The following is a 22,280-nucleotide window of genomic DNA, read 5'->3' as shown; positions in this document are numbered from 1 at the left end:
TAAGATAAAACAGATTATTGTTATTGGGAGAAAAATTAAGACCGATCTGTTAATATTCTCAATCGTTGTCGTTTCTCCATAATCCTTTAAAAAGTGGTTAATCAATATCAGTATATCTACCATTATTAAAACCACCAAAAAGAAAACCACAACTTTATATATCCATGATTTGATATTCAAAACAAATCATTAAATTGGTATGGTTCTTCCATTACATAAGTGAGTCTTTCAAATTGTATTCTAGCCATATTTTATTGATTAAAATTTTATCACTATAGTTTCTCTCACCCATTATCATTGGTTGTTGATCATTTAATGATCTCTAGAATGGAATCAACTAAAAATGAACTAATCTGATGAAAGTTCATTTATTGTTATTTTAAACTTTTCCATACTAGTCTACCATTAATGTCTCTCTTTCCAACAATCGAATACATACAAAGGCATCTCAATTTTTGACAACTTTTACATGCAAGTTCTGCTGGATTGAAATCTCCTTCCAATGGAAATTGCCTACCGTCCATTTCTATACCATATGTGCATTTGGGGTCCCCTATTACTTCTGCAACCCATTCTATTCTATCATTTTCTAGCTTAAGCTTGTCTTGCTTAAGTCTAGCCTCAATAGCCAGCCTATCGTACAACAATCCAGATTTACCCTCAAACCTTGATATAAATTGTGACATCATCCAGTACACTTCTGGGGCCCCTTTTGTGTCAAGAACCATCTTTTGCAATTTGCCCCAAAACCAGTCATTAAGGGTTATCCAAGGCTTATCCTTAGTAAAATTTTCATACTCTATCCTAATTGTATCTCTTCCTTTCTTGTCATATATCCCAAGCAGTTTACTGGCCTTGCTAAAAGTAATTTTCTCAATTTTCATTAGTACTTCTTACATAAATTGCCCTAATCATTTGTAAAATAATAAAGTTGAAACCAACCGTTAAGTCTTGTAAGTTTGATTGTCATGCTATCAAATGTCCATATTCTTCCTGGCCATTCTTTTTCTTTTATTTCGTCAAATTGATAATATGAGTTTCCACTATCGTCCGCCCCAAGTCGGTCAACCAGGATTTTAATCATTCCCTCAAGTTCGTTTTGCACTGTGTAGTACAATTTAGAAGGATTGTCCTTGGTCAGTATAAAAAGAGTATCGGAATCATTTTCCCCCTTGGGAAGCATTATCCGATTAAAAAAATTAAAAATGAATTTTTGTGAATAGTGGACTAAAATATAATCATCACTTTCTTCATAATTCAACCTTTGAAAAACTTCACCTTTTTTAATTATTTCTATGACATTTTCCATGTGTTGGTCAAAACTAGAATAGTCTAGATTTTTTTTATAGAAATCCACAAATTCAGCTGGTTTTAACACATAAGTAGTTATTTCTAGCTCTTTGAAAACTGCTTTGGTTTTTTTGAAATTTCTTTCATCCTGGGTGATGTAAAATTCACATCTTGAAGCAAAGGCTGAATGCTGTGCATCTTCAACCGTGTTTTTAAAAGTACTTTTCTTTTTTTCAGTAACTTTAATTTTGTCGGATTTATATCCGTACATATCCAGTTTTAGGTAAGCATTGGTTATTTCGTTAAACCATTCCGGGACATTCTTGTTTTTACTGAAATATTGATTTGCATCAAAATTAGACAGCCCAAATTTTTCATTTGTTTTATTAATTAGTTCAAAAGGATTTTTACCTTCATTAAAATGGCTGCTATTAATTCCTACTTTTTGTACATCTTCCCGCAGATGCTTATAGTCTTCTTTTTCATTTAGGTCTTTATACATTTTTCCGAATGCCTTAAAATACCCATCCATTGTCATTTCATTCTTCAGTCCAGGAAACATTCTGTTCATCATTTCAGCACTTTCGGGTTGATTAAAGGCTTCCTTAAATGAATCTTCCAAAGGGAAAGATTTAAGAAGTTCAATATATGGAGCAAATATTCCCTTAAGATTTTCATCTTCTTCAATACTCTTGAATAAGTTATCAATACTAAAATCATCAAACAAAGAAGCACTTTCTATTCTTTCTTTTAGCAGTTCCTTGGGGGAAGTGTAATCAATGAACATCTTATCCCTATAAGTGAAGGCACAAAGGTCATTCGTAAGATTTGTTATAAATTCCAAATCCTCTTCTATAATTTTTTTCTGATCTTCATCTTCCGAATAACTAGCCAAAATGTCACCGATATGGGAGGTAGAATAGAGTAACAATAGATTGTTACTTCTTTCAATAATCTGGCACAATTCTGGGAAATGGCCATGCTTCATTCCAGACATGACGTTCCAATCAATATAAACCTTTACCATTGACTACATCGGTTTACTACTTGATTTAAGATGTTTTTCGCAATATGCCTTATCCATTACTTGTTCTTTGTCCCAAAACAAAGTACCACACTCCTTACATTTACGCCTTCCTTGATAAGCCAAATACTTGTATAGAGTGCGCTTCGAGCCAATATCGATGAGCTTCATAATCTCGTCAATGCTCAGTTTATTATCCCGATAATATTTCTCGGCAAGAATAGCCTTGTGCTGTGCTTTTTTACTTAATCCTGGTTGTCTACCCAATCGAACACCCCTTCTTCTTGAACTTTCAAGTCCAGCGCGGGTTCTTTCTATAATAATGTCACGTTCCAATTGGGCAATTGAGGCAAAAAGATTGAAAATGAACCTGCCATGAGGTGAAGATGTATCAATAAAGTTCTCTTGTATGCTTTTAAAGTGTATACCCTTTTTCTCAAAGTCTTCGATAAGCTTTACCAAATGTGAGAGGCTTCGAGCAATCCGATCCATCTTCCAGACAACAATTGTGTCACCCTCCCTTAATTTGGAAAGCAATTCGTCTAGACCCTTACGTTCACTTTTGGCTCCAGACGAAATATCAGCATAAATATTCTTCGGTTTGATACCTTCCTTCAAAAAAGCATCAACTTGTAAATCATGTTTTTGGGCTTTTGTGCTCACCCTTGCATAACCAAATGTCATTCTGTATCATTTAAACGTATACAAGGTAAACTTTAAAAGTGTACGGTTAAAGTAAACTTACTAGGAGTAATGAACACGTCTGGAAACAAAAGTTCAATAAAACGGTCATTTGTTTATACCTCTTTAATATTTTGAAAGTTTGTGACATCATCGAAATAGAATAACTCTGCCGAGTTATTTCCAGTTCGACAATGCATCATATTAAAAATCTTTTCTGTATTCTAATCCTTAAATATATATCCGAAGGATATTTAAGGATTTGCCCTTTTCGGTTAATTTTTAATAAAACGACTTCAAAACCTATCTTAAATAAAAGTATAGATTCTACCATTTTAAGATGCTGATTCTACCTTAAAGAAAAAGTAATTTGAATTCGCCTCTGGCGAAAATTCGGATTAGCAAGAGGATAACACGCTAAAGCGGTGTTATGCTGATTGATTTAATTGCAACCTGTTGAAAATAAGGTGATTAGTTAAATTTTTTAAGAAGGCTAAAAAATCAAATTGGGTCAAATCCTTTGAAACCTCCTGAAAACAGTGAAAAAGATTGACCCAATTAGAGGAAAAACAGTAGAAAATGGAGAAATTTTTCACAATTCGGTTTCATAGAAATACAGCGCAGCGGTTTAAACATTTTTCTAAAAGAATATCTAAATCTTACACGGAAACTTTAGATGTTATGATTGACTTTTTTGAATGGCACGGCTATTCACCGCATCAACGTTTTGGTAAGGAGATAATTGAAGATCAGAAAAAGACCAGAAAACGAATTGATGCCGTTATTGCAATTATAAAGAGCGTTGAGAAATCTCAAAACATTCCCTTGATAAATATAGAGACCATGTTACTATCCCTATTCGAGGGTACTTACAAAAAAAGAAAACCTAGACTAGTTGAAAAGACTATCAAAAAAGAATCCCCTGTTAAAGATGATAGGGTTCCTCAATATAAACACAATCGCTTAAAAAGAAAGTACATTGAAACTAGTGAACGGTTATTATATGTCTTAGACCAAGTAGAACTTGTGAAAAATCGATTTGGTAAAGACTACCTACGAATTGACTTAACCCATGAAGAGCTAGCAAGATATAAACAGTCCACTAACGATGCTATGAACCGAGAGACTTGAATTTATTCTGGACTACTTTCATATCTTCCATCAACTTTTTATCAATAACCTTAGCATAGATTTGTGTTGTTTTCAAAGATTGATGCCCCAACATTTTACTAACAGATTCTATCGGTACTCCATTAGCTAAGGTCACGGTTGTGGCAAAGGTATGTCTGGCCAAATGAAAGGTTAGGTTTTTTTGAATTTTACAAATAGTGGCTATCTCCTTCAAAAATGCATTGGTTTTTTGATTGCTGATTACGGGAAGTAAAAAACCATGTTGCTTTGTCAAAGGATGGTCTTTGTATTTATTTAAAATTGCTTCCGAAGTGGGTAGTAGGGGTACAACACTTCTTGAATCTGTTTTTGAGCGTTTTATTTTAATCCAGCGTTTTCCGTCCATTCCGATAACGATATGATTAGAAGATAATTTTTGTACGTCTACATAAGCTAATCCAGTAAAGCAGGAAAAAACAAAAATGTCTCTAATTTGTTCTAAGCGGGGTACATTAAACTCTTGTTCGATTAATGAACGCAGTTCCAATTCTGTTAGAATATCTCGTTCCACCTTTTTCCATTTTGCTTTCCAGTGATAAAAGGGGTCTTTGTTCACCCAATTATTTGCAGCAGCTATCCGCATTATCTTTTTAAAGTTGACCACATATTTAGTAATCGTATTTTGATTACCAATTTTTTGAACTTTTAAATAGTGGTGAAAGCGATTGATAAACTTTAAATCCACTTCTTTGATAAATAGGTCTTTAACTTTATATTCCTTTTGTATGAAGTCAGTTAAATGATTTCTCGTTCGTATATGTCTCCTGTAAGCTCCATAGGAATACTCTAAACCAAGTAACTGTTCAATTTGATTGTTATGTTCATCATAAACTTCCAGTAACGTTTTATTGACAGTTTCAGTATTAAGAATTTTATGCTTAATGGTTTCAGCGCTAAAAGGCTTTTTCTTAATTACCAATTTAGAGTGGATAGTATATGCCTTGGATTCCAGTTCATCGATATAGTGATTTAGAGCTTTACTTTTTGCATTAGAACCTTTGACCCTACCTTTTTTTGAACACCATTTATTTGGTTTAACTTTTCGCTGAATACTGAACTCTACCCTCTTGGAATTCACTGTGATTCTTAGAAAAAGATCTGCTTTACCTTGTTTGTTTAATCTGCTTTTACGGGTGTAGCATAAAACTGCGAAAGAATTTGTTTCCATAACTGTGATTTTACTGATTTTAAAATGTTAAATTTTCTTTGTAATAACTTGATAATCAGAAATTTTAACAGCCTCGCGGTGCGCACTTTATTGAATTCAAAAAGTGCGCACCGAATTGCGCACCGCGGAAAACGGTATTATTTGATATCAAATGAAATCAGAAAAAACAAAAAAGTCTGTAAATCAACGATTTACAGACTTTTTGAATAATTATGGACTCTTAAAAGTGACCTGACTGGGGCTCGAACCCAGGACCCTCTCCTTAAAAGGGAGATGCTCTACCAACTGAGCTATCAGGTCATACTTTCGACAAGAAAAAATCTTATCGTAAGCGGCTGCAAATATAATATCAAATATTAATTTATCAAGGCGATTTAATAATAAATTTGTTATTTTAAAATTACAAAATGGCTAAAAACTTGAAAGTAGTGCTGTTAGGTTATATGGCGAGTGGAAAATCAACCGTTGGAAGGGTGCTGGCCGAACGGTTGGGCATCGATTTTATTGATTTGGATGATGAGATTCAAAAGAACGTGAACAAATCGATACCTCAAATATTTACGGAAAAAGGAGAGCTTTTTTTCAGAAAAAAGGAATCAGAGGTCTTGAATACCATTTTAGACCGTAAAGTTGGCTTCGTGTTGTCTTTAGGGGGTGGCACACCTTGTTATGGCAACAACATGGATGTCATCTCTTCAAAGACCCAAAATTCAATTTATTTGAAGCTCAATGTAGGAAGTTTGGTAAATCGCATCGCTGCTCATAGGGAACAGCGTCCTCTGGTGGCCAAGATTTCACCTGATGACCTACCTGAATTTGTGGGGAAGCATTTATTTGAAAGGGCCCCTTTTTACCTTCGGGCCAACCACACCATAACATGCGATACCAAAACTATTGATGAAGTGGTCAATGAAGTAGCTGCAATATTACTCTAAAAATACGGCGTCACTCTTCGATTTGAATTCCACACGAATATGCTCGTGCAAAGAAGTGGAAAGCGAGATACCCTTATAATCGGCTTTTATGGGGTACTTTTTGTGGTTTCTATTGACCAAAACGGCAGTCTTCAACTGTTTTAAAGGTGTCTTTAAAAAATGATGTACCCCATAGATCAAAGTAGTACCTGAATTCAAGACATCATCCACCAAAACAATTGATTTGTCTTGATAATTTTCTTGCTTTAGCGATGTGCTAACGCCACTGTTCAAAGGATTTTTTTTATCCATTAGCACCTTGCAAAGTGTGATCTTTGAATCCGTTATTTTTTCAAGTACAGTACTGATTTTTTTTGCGAATTTTAGTCCTCCACCTTCAATACCCGCGATAATAATCTCGGTTTCTTGAACATTGGCCTCATATATTTGATAGGCAATACGTTTTATTTTGTGTTCTATTTCCTTATGGGTAAGAATTTGATTGACCATATCAAATGATTTTCACAAAGATAAAATAGATTATTCTGATTCATCGATATAATCATCAATATCACGTCGGTCTTTTTTTGTAGGCCGACCCATGCCTTTTTTACGATAATGATCCTTCGCATATTTTAAGAGCTCGTTGTTTTCAAAAGCTTCTTTCGGTGTGGTATCTTTTCGATAAACGTTGACCAATTTTGCCCCGACACGACTCGTAGGCAGGTCTAAGACAGTAAGCTGATAATTGATTTGATTTTTTCGAACCACGAGTTTGTCCATTGGGTAAACCTCCCGAGAAGGCTTCACCACGGTATCATTTACCTTGACCTGACCTTTTTTACAGGCGGTTGTGGCAATATTTCTCGTTTTAAAGTAACGGGTACACCATAAGAATTTATCGATGCGCATGAAGGGTACAAATCTTTGTTAAGGCAAGGAACAAAAATAGTGGAAAATTGTATCTTGCGCGCCTTAAAGGTAATTTGGTTATTCTATGAAAAATTTTCTCGTACTTATTGGTATTGGGTTAGTATTGGTCAGCTGTGGTGATGATGATGTTGGTGGAATTCCTGGTGAATCCCTGCCACCAAGGCCTCTTGCTGAGGTAGCTGCTGAGAACGATGCCGAAATACAAGAGTATTTAAGTACCCATTTCTACAATTATGACGAATTTCAAAATCCGCCAGCGGATTTTGATTTTAGGATAGTTATAGACACCATTGCTGGCGAGAATAGTGATAGAACTCCACTGCTGGAACAAGTTTCCTCCGCAACGGTAAATGTCTCTTCTTTTGAATTCAGGCTTAGCGATGAACAATTGGATGTGCCACATACATTTTATTATTTAGAGGCCGAAGAAGGCATCGGGGTTTCGCCGACTATTGCAGATTCAACCTTTGTGCAGTTTGAAGGTTCTTTATTGAACGGAACGGTTTTCTCAGGAATCAATAATAATGGTGAGTGGTTTGATCTGGCCCGTATTCAAGCACCACTTCAAGGTTTAAGGGGGTTTGCAGAAGGTATGGTGAAATTACAATCGGGAGGGGCTATCGTAACAAATCCTGATGGAACTTTCAATGTAGACCAGCCTGGGATTGGATTGGTTATTTTCCCTTCAGGATTAGGGGCATTTAACTCTAATGTGGCTGCAATTCCCAACAGTCAGTTCAATCCGGTAATTTTTAGACTTAAATTACTTTTGGTCAATCCAACAGATCACGATAACGACGGCATACCTTCAATTGACGAAGATTTAAATGGAAATGGTTATTTGTTTGACGATAACTCAGATGAGGAAAGCGAAATCGAATTAGGTGGTAACAATGCACCTTTGGTTTCTGACTTTCAAGATTTTGATGATGATAACGACGGAGTATCAACAAGGGATGAAATATCAGATGAAGATGGAAATATCATATTTCCTTATCCAGACTCGAATAATGATGGAATACCCGATTATTTAGATCCAGATACAAATTAAAAAAAGCCCCAGTTCATGGGGCTTTTTTATTTTATAGTTTCAATGAAAAACTTAAGATCAATTGATCTGGTCTGGTATCCACCCGATCACCATCTAGGGTGGTAATGTTCGAATTGATAAAACTGACCTCATTCTCACTGAACCCACGTTCATAACGTAGGTCAATACCAAACTTACCGAGGTTTACCCCGACACCAAGATTAAGGCCTACCGAAAAATCGTTTTCAACATCATCAAAGGTGATACCGTCAAATTCAGTATCCAATAAGTATTGAAATGCTGGTCCGATGAAAGCGTGCAATGGTCCTATGACCTTCGTGCCGACAAGAATGGGAACATCCAATTTCTGGATTTTTAGATCACCTTCATCATACCCCGAACTCGTATTGGTATAAACCAATTCAGGACGAACGTAGATACGATTGCCCAACTTACCATAAACACCAATGTGAAAACCGGCATTTCTATCAGGGTTTTCAAAGGCGTTTTGCGCATCATCGAAATAATCACCATTACCGTTGTAATTCAACCCTGCTTTAATACCAAAACCTGATCCTGACTGAGAAAAAGCTGTAACACTACAAAGCGCTAGTGTCAAAACTAAAAGCGTTTTTTTCATTTTTTCATTTTTTAGCCTATGAAATTTGATAAGGCCTTATCAAACCCATAAGGTGTTCGTTTATCTAGTTACGAAGAAAACATAGGTCGAGGATGACCTATGGATTTATTTTCTCTTCATTACTTTTAAAACGGCAGCTTCTATGGCTTTATTGTTAAGGCCATACTTATCCATCAATTGTTCTGGTGTTCCGCTTTCCCCAAAAGTATCTTGGGTGGCAACGAATTCTTGTGGTGCAGGGTGATGGGTAGCGAGGGTCCTTGATACGCTTTCGCCAAGTCCACCTAAATAATTATGTTCTTCCGCGGTGACTACACAGCCTGTTTTTTTAACAGAATCCAAAATGGCTTTTTCATCTAGTGGTTTTATCGTGTGTATATTGATTACTTCACATGAAACCCCCTGATTTTCCAAAGTTTCGGCAGCTATAAGTGCTTGCCATACCAAGTGGCCCGTGGCAATAATGGTCACATCGCTCCCTTCACTTAATAATAATGCCTTTCCGATTTCAAATTTTTGATCTACGGCAGTAAAGTTAGCCACTTTTGGTCTTCCGAATCGAAGGTACACAGGGCCATGATGCTCGGCTATCGCAAGGGTAGCAGCTTTTGTCTGATTGAAATCACAGGGATTGATAACGGTCATGCCAGGTAACATTTTCATTAAACCGATATCTTCAAGGATCTGATGCGTAGCCCCATCTTCACCTAGTGTAATTCCGGCATGCGAGGCACAGATTTTTACATTCTTATCAGAATAAGCAATAGACTGTCGAATTTGATCGTAAACACGGCCGGTAGCAAAATTGGCAAATGTACTTGCAAATGGAATTTTTCCACCTATCGTAAGCCCTGCGGCAATTCCCATCATATTGGCCTCGGCAATTCCAATTTGGAAAAATCGCTCAGGACTTTCTTTGATGAAAGTTTCAATTTTAAGAGATCCAACTAAGTCGGCACAAAGTGCTACCACATTAGGGTTAGTCCTTCCCAACTCGGTCATTCCAGCCCCGTAACCACTTCGTGTATCTTGTTTTCCTTGATCTGTATATGTTGTCATTTGAGTAATATTTGTTATCGTTTGTAATAGGAAATCAACTTGGGTTTAATAATCACCGAGCGTTTCTGGATTTTGGGCCAATGCATTTTCCAATTGCTCGTCGTTGGGCGCTTTGCCATGCCATGCATGTGTATGCATCATAAAATCAACTCCGTTACCCATTACGGTATTCAGTATGATACAAACTGGTTTTCCTTTACCAGTTCTACGCTTCGCTTCATTGAGTCCGTCAATGACTTGTTGAAGATCGTTTCCATCCTCAACTTCCAAAACGTCCCAACCGAAGACCCTGAATTTTTCGGCAACGTCACCTAAAGGAAGAACATCTTCGGTGCCACCATCTATCTGTTGCCTATTACGGTCGACCGTGGAAATTAAATTGTCTACCTTATTACCTGCGGCGTACATGATCGCCTCCCAATTCTGACCCTCTTGTAATTCGCCATCCCCATGTAGGCTGAAAACCAAATGATCATCCCCGTTGAGTTTTTTTGCCAACGCGGCACCAATGGCAACGGACATACCTTGTCCTAAAGAACCGGATGCTACTCGAATTCCAGGTAAACCTTCATGGGTGGTCGGGTGACCTTGAAGTCGGGAGTCAATCAATCTGAACGTGTTCAATTCGTCAACCGGAAAATAGCCTTTTCGCGCCAGAACGCTATAAAAAACGGGAGAAATGTGGCCGTTTGATAAAAAGAAAATATCCTCGTTTGAACCATCCATATCAAACCCTTCCTTTAAGTCCATTATCTCATTGTACAGAGCCACAAAAAATTCCGTACAGCCCAACGATGCACCAGGGTGTCCAGAACTGACCTTATGAACCATTCGAACAATATCACGTCTAACTTGAGAGACTAAATCATTTAATTCTTTGTTATTTGCCATAGTTTTGTTTTTTCACTATCAAATTTAGTCGCATTCCTGAGCTAAAACAAACTTTAAGTTGAGATAATTCTTGAAGGTTTTCAACAGGGGTAGGTTTTCAACAGGTAGTAACTTTATTTTTTTCTTAAGGAGTTGATGCTATTGAGATTCCTATATTTGCCATCCAAAAGTACTACTTGAAATATACCCTTGAACATAAGGATGTCGCTACCAAGGCCAGGGCCGCAACATTAAGTACGGACCATGGTACCATCAAGACCCCGATTTTCATGCCAGTGGGTACGGTAGCCTCGGTCAAAGGGGTGCACCAACGTGAACTAAAAGAAGATATTGACCCCGATATCATACTTGGTAATACCTATCATTTATATCTCAGGCCGGGTATCGATATATTGGAAAAGGCCGGTGGCTTACACCGATTTATGGGATGGGACCGAAATATCTTGACAGATAGCGGGGGGTATCAGGTGTATTCCCTTTCGGGTACTAGAAAAATAAAGGAAGAAGGGGTGAATTTCAAGTCACACATCGACGGTTCAAATCATTTTTTCTCACCTGAAAGTGTGATGGAAGTGCAACGTTCAATTGGTGCGGACATTATCATGGCCTTTGATGAGTGCACGCCTTACCCCTGTGATTATGCCTATGCAAAAAAATCAATGCATATGACCCATCGCTGGTTGGACAGGTGCATTGCCCATCTAGAAAAATCACCTGTAAAGTATGGGTATGACCAAGCATTTTTTCCCATAGTCCAAGGTTCTACCTATAAAGACCTAAGAAAGCAGTCTGCAGAATATATCGCTGAGGCTGGGGCAGTCGGTAACGCTATCGGGGGGCTTTCAGTTGGCGAGCCTGCCGAGGAATTGTATGCGATGAGCGAAATAGTATGTGGTATCTTGCCAGAGGATAAACCACGATATCTAATGGGGGTAGGTACGCCCATTAACATTCTTGAGAATATAGCACTTGGTGTTGACATGTTCGATTGCGTGATGCCTACTCGAAATGCAAGAAATGGCATGTTATTTACCGCCCATGGAACTATAAACATTAAGAATAAGAAATGGGAAGATGATTTTTCCCCCATCGATGAAATGGGAATTACATTTGTAGATACGGAATATTCAAAGGCATACTTACGTCATCTTTTTGCAGCGAATGAATATTTGGGCAAACAAATCGCTACGATTCATAACTTGGGGTTTTACCTTTGGTTGACAAGACAGGCACGGCAACACATTATCGCAGGGGATTTTGCCGCCTGGAAAGATAAAATGGTAAAACAAATGGATAAAAGGTTGTAATGCTGACCATTCTTGATAAGTACATACTAAAACGCTACTTGGTAACCTTTTTAGGGATGTTGCTACTGTTCGTACCCATTGGGATCATGGCCAACCTAGCTGAGAAAATTGGCAAGATCATCGACAATGAGGCACCGCTATCGGAAGTCATTGTCTTTTACGGTAATTTTACTTTGGTAATTGGCAATCTGCTCTTACCCATATTCTTATTCCTTTCCATTATTTTCTTTACCTCGAAACTTGCCAGTAATACGGAGATTGTCGCCATTTTAAGTTCTGGGGTGTCATATTGGCGCTTTTTAAGACCTTATATGATAGGCGCGGCATTAGTGGCAATCCTTATCTTTTTTATGGGGATGTTCATTGTTCCCAATGCCAGTATCGGGTTTAATGAATTTGAATACAAGTACTTTAAGAAAGGGAAGCAAAATCGGCAAACCACAAATATATTCACTCAGCTCAATGAGTATGACTTCATTTATGTGAGCAGTTTCGATCCAGATAGACAAATAGGGTACAATTTTACCTATGAGCATTTTGGGGAAGGGGAGCAGCTCAAATGGAAGATCGCGGCACAAAATATCAGATGGGTTGAAAAGGATAGTTTGTATCGATTGACCTCCTATACAAAACGTAAGGTAAAAGATGGCTATGAACTGTTGGAAACGAAACGAAAATTGGATACCGTATTTTCCTTTCAAATTAACGATTTGACACCCGTTTCCTATGTGGCAGATACCAAGAATCTTTTTGAGCTCAATGAATTTATCGAAGATCAGAAGCGAAAAGGCGCCTCAAATATCAATACCTATGTTCTGGTAAAATATAAAAGATGGGCTTTGCCCATAGCAGCTTTTGTTTTGACCATTATTGCCGTTGCGGTCTCTTCCGTAAAGCGAAGGGGTGGAATGGGCGTAAACTTGGCATTTGGTATCGGGGTGGCCTTTATCTACATCTTTTTTGATAAAGTATTCGGTACTATGGCCGAACAATCAGGATTTTCGCCCTTACTGGCGGTCATTCTACCAAATGTGATCTTCGGGGTGTTGGGTATCTACCTGTTACAGAAAGCAAAACGTTAATAAGAAGCCTGGCATATTGATCTATGGTGTTGAAGTATTTCAGACATTATATATATTTGCGTACCGAACAGAACAAATTCATTTAACCAACTCGACTTACAACAAACACTTATATGGAATATTTGGAATTTGAACTTCCCATTAAAGAACTTGAAGATCAGCTTCAAAAATGTATGATAATAGGGGAAGAAAGCGATGTTGACGTTACTGAAACGTGCCAACAAATCGAAAAGAAGCTAGCCGACACGAAAAAAGGTATTTATAAAAACTTAACGGCATGGCAACGGGTACAACTGTCAAGACACCCAAATAGGCCTTACACCATGGATTACATCAATGCCATTTGCGGTGATACTTTTTTAGAATTGCATGGTGATAGAACCGTTGGTGATGATAAGGCGATGATAGGTGGCCTGGGTAAGATAGGGGACCAAAGTTATATGTTCATAGGGCAACAGAAAGGGTACAACACAAAAACAAGGCAATATCGAAATTTTGGAATGGCAAACCCAGAAGGGTATCGAAAAGCATTGCGATTGATGAGGTCTGCTGAAAAATTCAACATTCCGGTGGTATGTTTTATAGACACCCCTGGCGCTTATCCTGGAATTGAAGCAGAAGAACGGGGCCAAGGTGAGGCGATTGCAAGAAACATACTTGAAATGACCCGTTTAAAAGTACCCATCATTGTGGTTATTATCGGTGAAGGTGCATCTGGAGGAGCTTTGGGTATTGGTGTAGGGGATAAGGTATTGATGTTGGAAAACACATGGTATTCCGTAATTTCCCCAGAGTCATGTTCTTCGATCCTATGGCGAAGTTGGGAGTATAAAGAGCAAGCTGCAGAAGCCTTGAAATTGACCGCGCCTGACATGAAAAAGTTGAAGTTGATCGATGAAATCGTTCGAGAACCTTTGGGCGGTGCACACACCAATCGAGACAAGACTTTTGAAACCGTAAAAAATAAGATTTCAGTTCATTTTGAAGAATTAAAAAAGTTATCACCAAAAGAATTGGTCAATACCAGAATGGATAAATATGCCAATATGGGCGTTTTTAACGGCTGACCCTGATTTTTTCGTTTTTGACAAAGACCTACCTGTAATTCTTTTCTTATTTATTCGTGTTGTTAACAGATTTTACAAGTTATCAACAGTACTTTTGTTGAGTAACTGTGAATATCGAGGCGGTTTAAATTAATATTAACTAAAGGTTAATTCCATACTTTCGCACCCATGGACAAACCCAACCCAATAATAGGTCGCAAGATCGACAAATCTACCATTATCAATTTAGAGCGTGGAAAAATACCCCCACAAGCAGTTGATTTAGAGGAGGTTGTGCTTGGTGCAATGATGATTGATAAAAAAGGGGTCGATGAAGTTATTGATATTCTGCATCCTGAGGTTTTTTATAAGGATGCGCACCGATTTGTTTATGAATCCATCTTCAAATTGTTCGAATCCTCAGAACCTGTCGACTTATTAACCGTTTCATCACAATTAAAGAAAGACGGTCATTTAGAGGCGGTTGGGGGTGATTTTTACCTTATTAAATTAACCCAAAAAGTAGCCTCTTCGGCACATATAGAGTTCCATGCCCGTATAATTCTTCAAAAATACATCCAACGTAGTTTGATTAAAATCTCAAACGAGATTATTGAAGATGCCTACAATGAGGGAACGGATGTTTTTGACCTATTGGACAATGCCGAGGCCAAATTATATGAGGTCACCCAAGGTAACTTGAAACGTTCCGCGGAAACTGCCCAAAACTTGGTGATACAAGCTAAAAAGCGTATCGAGGAGATTGCGAACAAAGAAGGGCTTAGTGGTATACCTTCGGGGTTCGATAAACTAGATAAATTAACATCGGGCTGGCAACCCAGTGATTTGGTAATCGTTGCTGCAAGACCTGGTATGGGTAAAACGGCGCTGACCTTATCCATGGCTCGAAATATTGCTGTCAATGCAGAAATACCCGTCGCGTTCTTTTCATTGGAGATGTCTTCGGTGCAGCTGATAACACGACTGATTTCTTCAGAAACTGGGTTGTCCTCTGAAAAACTAAGAACAGGTCGTCTAGAAAAGCATGAATGGGAACAACTTAACGTTAAAGTCAAAACCTTAGAGAAAGCACCTTTGTTCATTGATGACACCCCTTCGTTATCAATTTTTGATCTTAGGGCAAAGGCAAGGCGATTGGCCTCACAGCACGGTATTAAAATGATCATTATAGATTATTTGCAATTAATGACCGCCGGCGGAAGCCAAAAAGGGGGTAATCGTGAACAAGAGATTTCTACCATTTCTAGAAACTTAAAAGCACTTGCAAAAGAGTTGAATGTCCCCGTAATTGCGTTGTCCCAGCTTTCTCGGGCAGTTGAGACACGTGGTGGTAGCAAGCGTCCAATTTTATCCGATTTGAGGGAATCTGGGGCTATTGAACAAGATGCCGATATCGTATCGTTTATTTATAGACCTGAATATTATAAAATTGATGAATGGGATGATGAAGAAAGAACACCAACCCAAGGTCAGGCAGAATTCATAGTGGCCAAACATCGAAATGGCGGGTTGGATAATATTAGGTTAAAGTTCATCGGGGCATTGGGTAAATTTGATAACTTAGATGACTTTGACTCACCATTTGAGTTTCAATCTAAGATGAATGATAATGACGAAAATCCGTTTGCAACTCCTAATTTGCCAAGTACAGACCAAGCTTTCGGTAGCACTTTCAATGATGAGGGCAATCAAGATGACGATGTGCCCTTCTAAAACGGGTTTCGCATTGAAACACTTCAAAAGCTATGCAGTACTTTTTTTATTAGTTTCCTTTAGCTCTTATGGTTCGGTAGTTTTGATTCCTATGGACGCGGAGTCTCAAGAAAATCATTTGAAGGCTTACGGTATTACCTACTGGGTACTTAATAAACAACAAAAAGTGCAATGGCTGCTAAACTATAGGGGTGGTTCATTTTTATTGCCTGATGGGGATCTTATTCGTAAAGAATGCCAAATCAGGGGAGTGTCTTTTGAAATATTATCCGATAGCGAGGCAAAAACCATATTGGATGACATCGGCAGCCCTTCACAAAACCAAGATGCCGTAATATTGGAAAAAGCACCTAAAATAGCAGTTTATTCCCCTAAAGATAACCAACCTTGGGACGATGCAGTAACCATGGTATTGACCTATGCTGAGATACCCTATGTTACCATTTATGATGAAGAGGTGTTAGATGATAAATTGGCCTTATATGATTGGTTGCATCTGCACCATGAAGACTTCACGGGGCAATATGGCAAGTTTTATGGAGCCTATCGCGCAGCACCTTGGTACATTGAAGGAAAGCGTTTGGCGGAAGAACGTGCAGAAAAATTGGGTTTTGCCAAAGTATCTGATCAAAAAGGGGCAGTGGCTGAAAAAATCAGACGTTACGTTATTGGGGGTGGCTTTATGTTCGCCATGTGTTCGGCTACCGATAGCTTTGATATCGCTTTAGCTGCGAACAGTGTCGATATATGCGAACCCATGTTTGATGGAGACCCATCAGATGCCAACTATCAAGGTCAGCTCGACTTCACCAGAACTTTCGCTTTTCAAGATTTTGTGCTCGAACGAAACCCCTTGCGCTATGAATTTTCATCCATCGATATGACGGCAAAACGTCAGGTGCCCAAAGAATCGGATTATTTTTCTTTGATGGAGTTTTCCGCAAAATGGGATCCCGTGCCGACAATGTTGACCCAAAACCATACTACTCTGGTAAAGGGGTTTATGGGACAAACGACTTCATTCACCCCAGATGAAGTGAAACCAACTGTTATGGTATTGGGTGAGTGTAAACTGAACGGTGAGGCCAGATACATTCATGGAGTGAAGGGAAAAGGCTTTTTTACCTTCTACGGCGGCCATGATCCTGAAGATTACCAACATAGGGTCGGGGACCCAAAAACCGAATTGGAATTACACCCTACCTCCCCTGGGTATCGCCTGATATTAAATAATGTTTTGTTTCCTGCGGCTAGAAAGAAGAAGCAAAAAACATGACAGCTTCTTAATGCAGAAGTTTTTCTAAAACTGCCTCAACCCCAAATTCATCATTACTTCGAGTTTCAAATTTGGCGACTTTTTTAACGTCCGGATGGGCATTGGCCATGGCGAAACTATAATTTGATAGTTCTAGCATTTCGAGATCGTTGTTGTAATCACCAAAAACAAGTATTTCATCAGACGTAATAGCATACTCGCGCATGACCATCTCAAGGGCATAACCCTTATGTGCGTTTACGTGTGAAACATCTACCCAATTTGAACCGGATACTTTGACCTTTAAGGAATTTTCCAAATGTCGTACTGCCGGATAAATAAACCTTTCTGAGCTTTCAAAATGGTAAATAGCAATTTTCAGTACGTCGTCATTGACTTGGTGTTGGTCGTCAACTTCTTGAAATTCCGTATAATACTCCTTAAGTAATGTCAAAAAGTTTTGTGAGGTTCCATTGACATAGGCCTTTTCTGAACTACATAAAACAGGGTGTGCATCTTTGATGGGTTTTACGGCATCAAGAATGGTGCTAATGTGCTTTTTGGCTAAGGGTGTGGTTAATAATACCTGGTCTTGTTTTTTGATTAGCGCCCCATTTTCGGCAATAAAAAGCATATCATTTTTTACACGCCCCAGTTTGTCAACCATACTTTCATACTGACGTCCGCTTGCGGCAACAAAGTGAATTCCCCTTTGTTTCATTTTTTCGAATAATTCAAAAAACCTACTACTAACTTCATGGTTGGAATTCAGTAGGGTTCCATCCATATCGGTGACGACCATTTTGATGCCTGACAAATCCATTTGTAAAAATTAAGTTGCAAAGGTAATGGTATGCTATAGTATAGGGGTTAAGTTTATATTATTTTAGTTGGATGAGAACCTATCAAAAACAAATTACTTTAAAACCCTTCAGAAGGGGGTTTCATCTAATAACGGATATGGTTAACGATGCCTTTTCAGAAATCGGACATATCAAAGTTGGGATGCTACATGTTTTCATAAAGCATACTTCGGCTAGTCTAACAATTAATGAGGCTGCGGACCCAACGGTTCGAATAGATTTTGAAAGCCATATAAATACTATGGTACCTGAGAATATGCCGTATTATCAACATGACTATGAGGGTTCGGATGATATGCCTGCACATATAAAAGCGTCTTTGTTCGGAGCTTCGGTGCAAGTTCCTATAACAAATGGACAACTAAATTTGGGCACATGGCAGGGTATTTACCTGTGCGAACATAGAAACCGTGCATCTGGCAGGCATTTGGTATTGACTGCATTTGGGAGTTAAGTAGATTTCTGGTTGTCTGTAAGGGGTAAGACAGGTAATAGCTTTATGGCCAACCAACAAAAAAACCCTGCTACAGTGCAGCAGGGTTTTAATAAGCGGGGTAAGTTTACTAAAATTTTTATTTGACTTTCTCAACAATGGCTTTGAACGCTTCCGGATGGTTCATGGCCAAATCTGCAAGAACCTTTCGGTTCAATTCGATTCCGTTTGCTTTTACTTTGCCCATAAATTGAGAATAAGACATTCCATACTGTCTTGCACCTGCATTGATACGGGTAATCCAAAGTGCTCTAAAAGTCCTCTTTTTATTTCTTCTATCACGGTAAGCATATAACATTGCTTTTTCAACCGCATTTTTCGCTACCGTCCAAACGTTTTTACGTCTTCCAAAGTAGCCTTTGGCTTGCTTCATTACCTTTTTTCTTCTGGCTCTAGAAGCTACTGCATTTACTGATCTTGGCATTTTTCTTTAATTTTTTTTGTAGTAGGCGGGCGATAATCGCCACTTTTTTATTTCACTCGAACTCTGTAAAAAAGAATTCCAATAACTTGCCCAACTCCAGGGTTAATAATTTACCGAACGAACAATTATTTTAATCGTAACTGTTCTTTAATACTGTTGACATCCGCCTCATGAACTAATGTTGAGTGGGTCAATTTAAGCTTCCGCTTTTTAGACTTTTTGGTCAAAATATGACTCTTAAAAGCGTGCTTTCTTTTGATTTTACCAGAGCCTGTAAGCTTAAATCGCTTTTTAGCACTGGATTTGGTTTTCATTTTAGGCATTTTTCCTTTTTATGATTTATCTCCGCTTATTTTTTACTCGTTTTAGGTGCAATGAACATTGTCATTCGCTTTCCTTCTAATTTTGGCATCTGTTCGACCTTTCCATAATCTTCTAGTTCAGATGCAAGTCGTAATAAAAGTATTTCCCCTTGATCTTTATAAACTATCGAACGACCTTTGAAAAACACATATGCTTTGAGTTTGGCACCTTCCTTTAAAAACTTTTCAGCATGACGTTTTTTAAATTCATAATCATGATCATCCGTCTGGGGGCCAAACCGTATTTCTTTTACGATTACCTTGGTCGCTTTGGCCTTCATGGCCTTTTCACGTTTCTTTTGTTCGTAAAGAAACTTTTTATAATCGATAATTTTACAAACCGGTGGTTGTGCTTTTGGTGAAATTTCAACCAAATCCAACTCCAATTCTTCAGCTTTGTCTAAAGCTTTGCGTATTGGATATACTCCAACTTCGACATTGTCTCCCACCAATCTCACCTCTGGTGCAAGAATTTTTTCATTGATATTATGAGGGTTTTTGTTTTCCCTTCTTGGTTGGGGTCTAAATCTTCTTCGTATTGCTATGACTTACTATTTTTTAATTAAACTTTTATTTATAGGCATACTTCCATAATTTACCTCTCTTTTGGAGAGGTCGAATTTGCTTATTAAGCAAATTTGGGTGAGGCCTTTTAGAACGACTTTAAGGTACTATTTATTTCTTTTGAAACCAAGTCTGAAAACTGATCAACATTTAGACTACCTAAATCATCACCCCCATGTTTTCTTACTGAAATGGTTTCGGCTGCTTCTTCATTCTCTCCAACGATTAGCATGAAAGGTATTTTTTTTAATTCAGCCTCCCGTATTTTCTTCCCTACAGTCTCATTCCTACTATCAATGAGCGCGCGAATTTCGTGATTTTCCAGCGAATTCAAAACTTTTTCTGCATATTTTTCATGTTTCTCGCTGACAGGCAGCACAATAGCCTGTTGGGGTATTAGCCAAAGGGGGAAATTTCCCCCGGTATGCTCTAACAATAAAGCAACAAATCGCTCTAGACTGCCAAACGGGGCCCGGTGGATCATGACAGGTCTATGCAGTTCGTTATCACTTCCTTTATAAGTTAGGTCAAATCGTTCAGGTAGGTTGTAGTCTACTTGAATGGTGCCTAATTGCCAATTGCGCCCAAGGGCATCCTTGACCATAAAATCCAGTTTTGGACCATAAAAAGCGGCTTCACCACTTTCAACCACATAATTTAACCCCTTTTCCTCTGCAGCATCGATAATGGCTTGCTCGGCTTTCTCCCAATTCTCAACAGAACCAATATACTTTTCAGGTTTTTCTAAATCGCGTACCGATACCTGTGCCGTAAAATTGTCAAAACCTAGTGAACCCAACACATAGAGTGATAGATCAATGACGTTCTTAAACTCACTGTTCAATTGATCTGGAGTGCAGAAAATATGGGCGTCATCTTGTGTGAAACCACGAACCCTGGTCAGGCCATGTAATTCGCCACTTTGCTCATAACGGTAAACAGTCCCAAATTCGGCATAACGCTTAGGTAGATCTTTGTAACTAAACGGACTTGTATTGTATATTTCGCAATGGTGTGGGCAGTTCATCGGTTTCAACAAAAACTCTTCATCTTGTTTGGGGGTGTGTATAGGTTGAAAACTGTCTTCACCATATTTTGCATAATGGCCTGATGTCACATAAAGCTCTTTCTGGCCGATATGTGGTGTGACCACCATTTCGTATCCTGCCTTCTTTTGGGCTTTTTTCAAAAAATCCTCCAAACGTTCCCTTAAGGCGGCTCCTTTAGGAAGCCAAAGAGGAAGCCCTTGACCCACCTTTTGCGAAAAGGTGAAAAGCTCTAATTCTTTGCCTAGTTTTCTATGATCTCTTTTTTTAGCCTCTTCCAAAAGCTCTAAATAGGCCGTAAGTTCTTTTTGTTTAGGAAAAGAAATGCCATAGACCCTAGTCAGTTGTTTGTTGTTTTCATCACCCCTCCAATAAGCTCCGGCAACACTTAATATTTTGATTGCCTTTATTATTCCAGTATTGGGAATATGGCCCCCGCGACAGAGATCGGTGAATGAGCTATGGTCGCAAAAAGTAATCTCACCATCGGTAAGGTTGTCGATAAGTTCTACCTTATAGGTGTTATTTTGTTTTTTGTAATAGGCAAGTGCATCTACTTTTGATACCTCGCGCATTTTGAAATCATGTTTTCCTCGAGCAATTTCGAGAGCTTTCTTTTCTATGGTGGGAAAATCCTTTTCTGAAATGGTGTGTTCCCCAAAATCAACATCATAATAAAAACCGTTTTCAATGGCCGGACCGATAGTGAGCTTTATTCCAGGATAAAGCTCCTCTAAAGCTTGTGCAATAACATGGGAGCTGGAGTGCCAAAAAGCTTTTTTACCTTCATCATTATTCCATGTATATAAGGTAAGGGCCCCGTCGGTCTCTAAGGGTGTCGAACTCTCTACGATACTATCATTGAATTTTGCAGAGATAACATTGCGTGCAAGACCTTCACTAATGCTTTTTGCAACATCAAGCGGAGTGCTGCCCGGTTCCACTTGTTTGACCGCCCCATCGGGTAAAGTAATGTTGATCATTATTTTCTCTTAATTTGAATAGGGGCAAAGATAACACCTTGTACGAATGCCACAATGTTAAGGTCGTTTTCATTTTTGTTTCGAATCGTTGGAAAGCTTCTTTTTGAAGGTATTTGGTTGATTGATAAAAAGATAGTATCTTGAAAGTCCGGCTTTAAAAAATAAATAAGGGTTAATAGTTCTGAAAATCAGTGACTTGTATTTTTTTTTAATTTTTATTTGAAAAGTCTTGTGCGAATGTAAAAAAGAGTTTTATATTTGCACCCGCTTTGGGAGATAAGCGAAGGATAAAAGAGGGGAACGAGGGCCCGTAGGGGGTTC

General features: G+C 38.4%; 23 protein-coding genes and 1 tRNA gene. 9 read left to right on the top strand and 15 right to left on the bottom strand.

Annotated features, from left to right (window positions below; translation table 11 throughout):
* Window positions 1–374: 374 nt before the first annotated feature.
* Genes AACM45_RS12800 through AACM45_RS12790 form a run of 3 tightly spaced genes read right to left on the bottom strand, consistent with a single transcriptional unit; the run spans window position 375 to window position 2,998 of the window.
* Window positions 375–884: a hypothetical protein gene (locus AACM45_RS12800; protein ID WP_339143166.1), complete on the bottom strand. Its 510-nt coding sequence runs from the start codon at window positions 882–884 to the stop codon at window positions 375–377.
* Between the two features lie 23 nt (window positions 885–907).
* Window positions 908–2,317, bottom strand: coding sequence for a hypothetical protein (locus AACM45_RS12795; RefSeq protein ID WP_339143164.1), 1,410 nt, complete (start codon window positions 2,315–2,317; stop codon window positions 908–910).
* A 3-nt stretch (window positions 2,318–2,320) separates the two neighbouring features.
* On the bottom strand, window positions 2,321–2,998 hold the full coding sequence (locus AACM45_RS12790; RefSeq protein WP_339143163.1) for a recombinase family protein: 678 nt from the start codon (window positions 2,996–2,998) through the stop codon (window positions 2,321–2,323).
* Between the two features lie 576 nt (window positions 2,999–3,574).
* Between AACM45_RS12790 and AACM45_RS12785 the strand changes: the two genes are divergently transcribed.
* On the top strand, window positions 3,575–4,126 hold the full coding sequence (locus AACM45_RS12785) for a BfmA/BtgA family mobilization protein (RefSeq protein ID WP_339143162.1): 552 nt from the start codon (window positions 3,575–3,577) through the stop codon (window positions 4,124–4,126).
* Here AACM45_RS12785 and AACM45_RS12780 read toward each other — a convergent pair.
* Together AACM45_RS12780 and AACM45_RS12775 are read right to left on the bottom strand one after the other, a co-directional pair.
* Window positions 4,107–5,333 (bottom strand): site-specific integrase, encoded by a 1,227-nt coding sequence (locus tag AACM45_RS12780; RefSeq protein ID WP_339143160.1) that lies wholly within the window; start codon window positions 5,331–5,333, stop codon window positions 4,107–4,109. The two genes, AACM45_RS12785 and AACM45_RS12780, sit on opposite strands and share 20 nt — an antisense overlap.
* Window positions 5,334–5,560: 227 nt before the next feature.
* Window positions 5,561–5,633 (bottom strand) — tRNA-Lys (locus AACM45_RS12775).
* A gap of 107 nt (window positions 5,634–5,740) precedes the next feature.
* Between AACM45_RS12775 and AACM45_RS12770 the strand changes: the two genes are divergently transcribed.
* The gene (locus AACM45_RS12770) at window positions 5,741–6,268 is read left to right on the top strand and encodes a shikimate kinase (RefSeq protein ID WP_339143158.1); all 528 of its coding nucleotides are present in this window, start codon (window positions 5,741–5,743) and stop codon (window positions 6,266–6,268) included.
* On the opposite strand, the gene AACM45_RS12765 is transcribed toward AACM45_RS12770, so the two are convergent.
* Complete coding sequence (locus AACM45_RS12765; RefSeq protein WP_339143157.1) at window positions 6,260–6,757, bottom strand: phosphoribosyltransferase family protein; 498 nt, start codon at window positions 6,755–6,757, stop codon at window positions 6,260–6,262. The genes AACM45_RS12770 and AACM45_RS12765 overlap by 9 nt on opposite strands.
* 30 nt (window positions 6,758–6,787) lie before the next feature.
* Entirely contained in the window at window positions 6,788–7,159 is a 372-nt protein-coding gene (locus tag AACM45_RS12760) for an RNA-binding S4 domain-containing protein (RefSeq protein ID WP_339143155.1), read from the bottom strand.
* A gap of 85 nt (window positions 7,160–7,244) precedes the next feature.
* Here AACM45_RS12760 and AACM45_RS12755 point away from each other — a divergent pair, with 85 nt between their 5' ends.
* Window positions 7,245–8,231 carry an FKBP-type peptidyl-prolyl cis-trans isomerase gene (locus AACM45_RS12755; protein ID WP_339143153.1) on the top strand — a complete coding sequence of 329 codons (987 nt, stop codon included), beginning with the start codon at window positions 7,245–7,247 and terminating at the stop codon, window positions 8,229–8,231.
* Window positions 8,232–8,262: 31 nt separating this feature from the next.
* On the opposite strand, the gene AACM45_RS12750 is transcribed toward AACM45_RS12755, so the two are convergent.
* The 3 genes from AACM45_RS12750 to AACM45_RS12740 all read right to left on the bottom strand — a co-directional run bounded on the left by AACM45_RS12750 (window position 8,263) and on the right by AACM45_RS12740 (window position 10,800).
* A complete protein-coding gene (locus AACM45_RS12750; protein ID WP_339143152.1) occupies window positions 8,263–8,850 on the bottom strand; it encodes an outer membrane beta-barrel protein in 588 nt (195 codons plus the stop codon).
* Window positions 8,851–8,955: 105 nt separating this feature from the next.
* Window positions 8,956–9,909, bottom strand: a complete 954-nt coding sequence (locus tag AACM45_RS12745; RefSeq protein ID WP_339143150.1) for a transketolase family protein — start codon at window positions 9,907–9,909, stop codon at window positions 8,956–8,958.
* A gap of 45 nt (window positions 9,910–9,954) precedes the next feature.
* Window positions 9,955–10,800 (bottom strand): transketolase, encoded by an 846-nt coding sequence (locus tag AACM45_RS12740; protein ID WP_339143149.1) that lies wholly within the window; start codon window positions 10,798–10,800, stop codon window positions 9,955–9,957.
* Between the two features lie 176 nt (window positions 10,801–10,976).
* Here AACM45_RS12740 and tgt point away from each other — a divergent pair, with 176 nt between their 5' ends.
* The 5 genes from tgt to AACM45_RS12715 all read left to right on the top strand — a co-directional run bounded on the left by tgt (window position 10,977) and on the right by AACM45_RS12715 (window position 17,245).
* Window positions 10,977–12,107, top strand: a complete 1,131-nt coding sequence (gene tgt, locus AACM45_RS12735; RefSeq protein WP_339143148.1) for a tRNA guanosine(34) transglycosylase Tgt — start codon at window positions 10,977–10,979, stop codon at window positions 12,105–12,107.
* Window positions 12,107–13,189, top strand: a complete 1,083-nt coding sequence (locus AACM45_RS12730; protein WP_339143146.1) for an LptF/LptG family permease — start codon at window positions 12,107–12,109, stop codon at window positions 13,187–13,189. Before tgt ends, AACM45_RS12730 begins: the two co-directional genes overlap by 1 nt.
* 113 nt (window positions 13,190–13,302) lie before the next feature.
* Window positions 13,303–14,256 (top strand): acetyl-CoA carboxylase carboxyltransferase subunit alpha, encoded by a 954-nt coding sequence (locus AACM45_RS12725; RefSeq protein ID WP_339143144.1) that lies wholly within the window; start codon window positions 13,303–13,305, stop codon window positions 14,254–14,256.
* Between the two features lie 168 nt (window positions 14,257–14,424).
* Window positions 14,425–15,969 carry a replicative DNA helicase gene (gene dnaB, locus AACM45_RS12720; protein WP_339143143.1) on the top strand — a complete coding sequence of 515 codons (1,545 nt, stop codon included), beginning with the start codon at window positions 14,425–14,427 and terminating at the stop codon, window positions 15,967–15,969.
* Window positions 15,956–17,245 (top strand): asparagine synthetase B, encoded by a 1,290-nt coding sequence (locus tag AACM45_RS12715; RefSeq protein ID WP_339143142.1) that lies wholly within the window; start codon window positions 15,956–15,958, stop codon window positions 17,243–17,245. The genes dnaB and AACM45_RS12715 overlap by 14 nt, the downstream gene beginning before the upstream one ends.
* Window positions 17,246–17,252: 7 nt before the next feature.
* On the opposite strand, the gene AACM45_RS12710 is transcribed toward AACM45_RS12715, so the two are convergent.
* On the bottom strand, window positions 17,253–18,047 hold the full coding sequence (locus tag AACM45_RS12710; protein WP_339143141.1) for an HAD family hydrolase: 795 nt from the start codon (window positions 18,045–18,047) through the stop codon (window positions 17,253–17,255).
* 71 nt (window positions 18,048–18,118) lie between these two features.
* Between AACM45_RS12710 and AACM45_RS12705 the strand changes: the two genes are divergently transcribed.
* On the top strand, window positions 18,119–18,541 hold the full coding sequence (locus AACM45_RS12705) for a secondary thiamine-phosphate synthase enzyme YjbQ (RefSeq protein ID WP_339143139.1): 423 nt from the start codon (window positions 18,119–18,121) through the stop codon (window positions 18,539–18,541).
* 118 nt (window positions 18,542–18,659) lie between these two features.
* Here the strand turns inward: AACM45_RS12705 and rplT are convergent, their stop codons facing one another.
* The 4 genes from rplT to thrS form a co-directional block, all read right to left on the bottom strand.
* Window positions 18,660–19,004, bottom strand: coding sequence for a 50S ribosomal protein L20 (gene rplT, locus AACM45_RS12700; protein ID WP_339143137.1), 345 nt, complete (start codon window positions 19,002–19,004; stop codon window positions 18,660–18,662).
* 125 nt (window positions 19,005–19,129) lie between these two features.
* Window positions 19,130–19,327: a 50S ribosomal protein L35 gene (gene rpmI / locus AACM45_RS12695; RefSeq protein WP_083467556.1), complete on the bottom strand. Its 198-nt coding sequence runs from the start codon at window positions 19,325–19,327 to the stop codon at window positions 19,130–19,132.
* A 26-nt stretch (window positions 19,328–19,353) separates the two neighbouring features.
* Window positions 19,354–19,911: a translation initiation factor IF-3 gene (gene infC / locus AACM45_RS12690; RefSeq protein WP_445227732.1), complete on the bottom strand. Its 558-nt coding sequence runs from the start codon at window positions 19,909–19,911 to the stop codon at window positions 19,354–19,356.
* A 107-nt stretch (window positions 19,912–20,018) separates the two neighbouring features.
* Window positions 20,019–21,959: a threonine--tRNA ligase gene (gene thrS / locus AACM45_RS12685; protein ID WP_339143134.1), complete on the bottom strand. Its 1,941-nt coding sequence runs from the start codon at window positions 21,957–21,959 to the stop codon at window positions 20,019–20,021.
* Window positions 21,960–22,280: the final 321 nt, after the last annotated feature.

This window comes from Croceitalea sp. MTPC5 (assembly GCF_036985505.1).
Lineage (GTDB): Bacteria > Bacteroidota > Bacteroidia > Flavobacteriales > Flavobacteriaceae > Croceitalea.
This window is presented reverse-complemented; position numbering and strand designations above follow the sequence as displayed.

Coding starts and splice junctions, on each gene's coding strand:
- AACM45_RS12760 (WP_339143155.1), bottom strand. CDS start 7,159: ATGCGCATCGATAAATTCTTATGGTGTACCCGTTACTTTAAAACGAGA.
- AACM45_RS12710 (WP_339143141.1), bottom strand. CDS start 18,047: ATGGATTTGTCAGGCATCAAAATGGTCGTCACCGATATGGATGGAACC.
- dnaB (WP_339143143.1), top strand. CDS start 14,425: ATGGACAAACCCAACCCAATAATAGGTCGCAAGATCGACAAATCTACC.
- AACM45_RS12740 (WP_339143149.1), bottom strand. CDS start 10,800: ATGGCAAATAACAAAGAATTAAATGATTTAGTCTCTCAAGTTAGACGT.
- AACM45_RS12765 (WP_339143157.1), bottom strand. CDS start 6,757: ATGGTCAATCAAATTCTTACCCATAAGGAAATAGAACACAAAATAAAA.
- AACM45_RS12780 (WP_339143160.1), bottom strand. CDS start 5,333: ATGGAAACAAATTCTTTCGCAGTTTTATGCTACACCCGTAAAAGCAGA.
- AACM45_RS12725 (WP_339143144.1), top strand. CDS start 13,303: ATGGAATATTTGGAATTTGAACTTCCCATTAAAGAACTTGAAGATCAG.
- AACM45_RS12800 (WP_339143166.1), bottom strand. CDS start 884: ATGAAAATTGAGAAAATTACTTTTAGCAAGGCCAGTAAACTGCTTGGG.
- AACM45_RS12795 (WP_339143164.1), bottom strand. CDS start 2,317: ATGGTAAAGGTTTATATTGATTGGAACGTCATGTCTGGAATGAAGCAT.
- AACM45_RS12790 (WP_339143163.1), bottom strand. CDS start 2,998: ATGACATTTGGTTATGCAAGGGTGAGCACAAAAGCCCAAAAACATGAT.
- AACM45_RS12755 (WP_339143153.1), top strand. CDS start 7,245: ATGAAAAATTTTCTCGTACTTATTGGTATTGGGTTAGTATTGGTCAGC.
- AACM45_RS12730 (WP_339143146.1), top strand. CDS start 12,107: ATGCTGACCATTCTTGATAAGTACATACTAAAACGCTACTTGGTAACC.
- AACM45_RS12745 (WP_339143150.1), bottom strand. CDS start 9,909: ATGACAACATATACAGATCAAGGAAAACAAGATACACGAAGTGGTTAC.
- AACM45_RS12750 (WP_339143152.1), bottom strand. CDS start 8,850: ATGAAAAAAACGCTTTTAGTTTTGACACTAGCGCTTTGTAGTGTTACA.
- AACM45_RS12705 (WP_339143139.1), top strand. CDS start 18,119: ATGAGAACCTATCAAAAACAAATTACTTTAAAACCCTTCAGAAGGGGG.
- thrS (WP_339143134.1), bottom strand. CDS start 21,959: ATGATCAACATTACTTTACCCGATGGGGCGGTCAAACAAGTGGAACCG.
- AACM45_RS12715 (WP_339143142.1), top strand. CDS start 15,956: ATGTGCCCTTCTAAAACGGGTTTCGCATTGAAACACTTCAAAAGCTAT.
- rplT (WP_339143137.1), bottom strand. CDS start 19,004: ATGCCAAGATCAGTAAATGCAGTAGCTTCTAGAGCCAGAAGAAAAAAG.
- AACM45_RS12770 (WP_339143158.1), top strand. CDS start 5,741: ATGGCTAAAAACTTGAAAGTAGTGCTGTTAGGTTATATGGCGAGTGGA.
- AACM45_RS12785 (WP_339143162.1), top strand. CDS start 3,575: ATGGAGAAATTTTTCACAATTCGGTTTCATAGAAATACAGCGCAGCGG.
- rpmI (WP_083467556.1), bottom strand. CDS start 19,327: ATGCCTAAAATGAAAACCAAATCCAGTGCTAAAAAGCGATTTAAGCTT.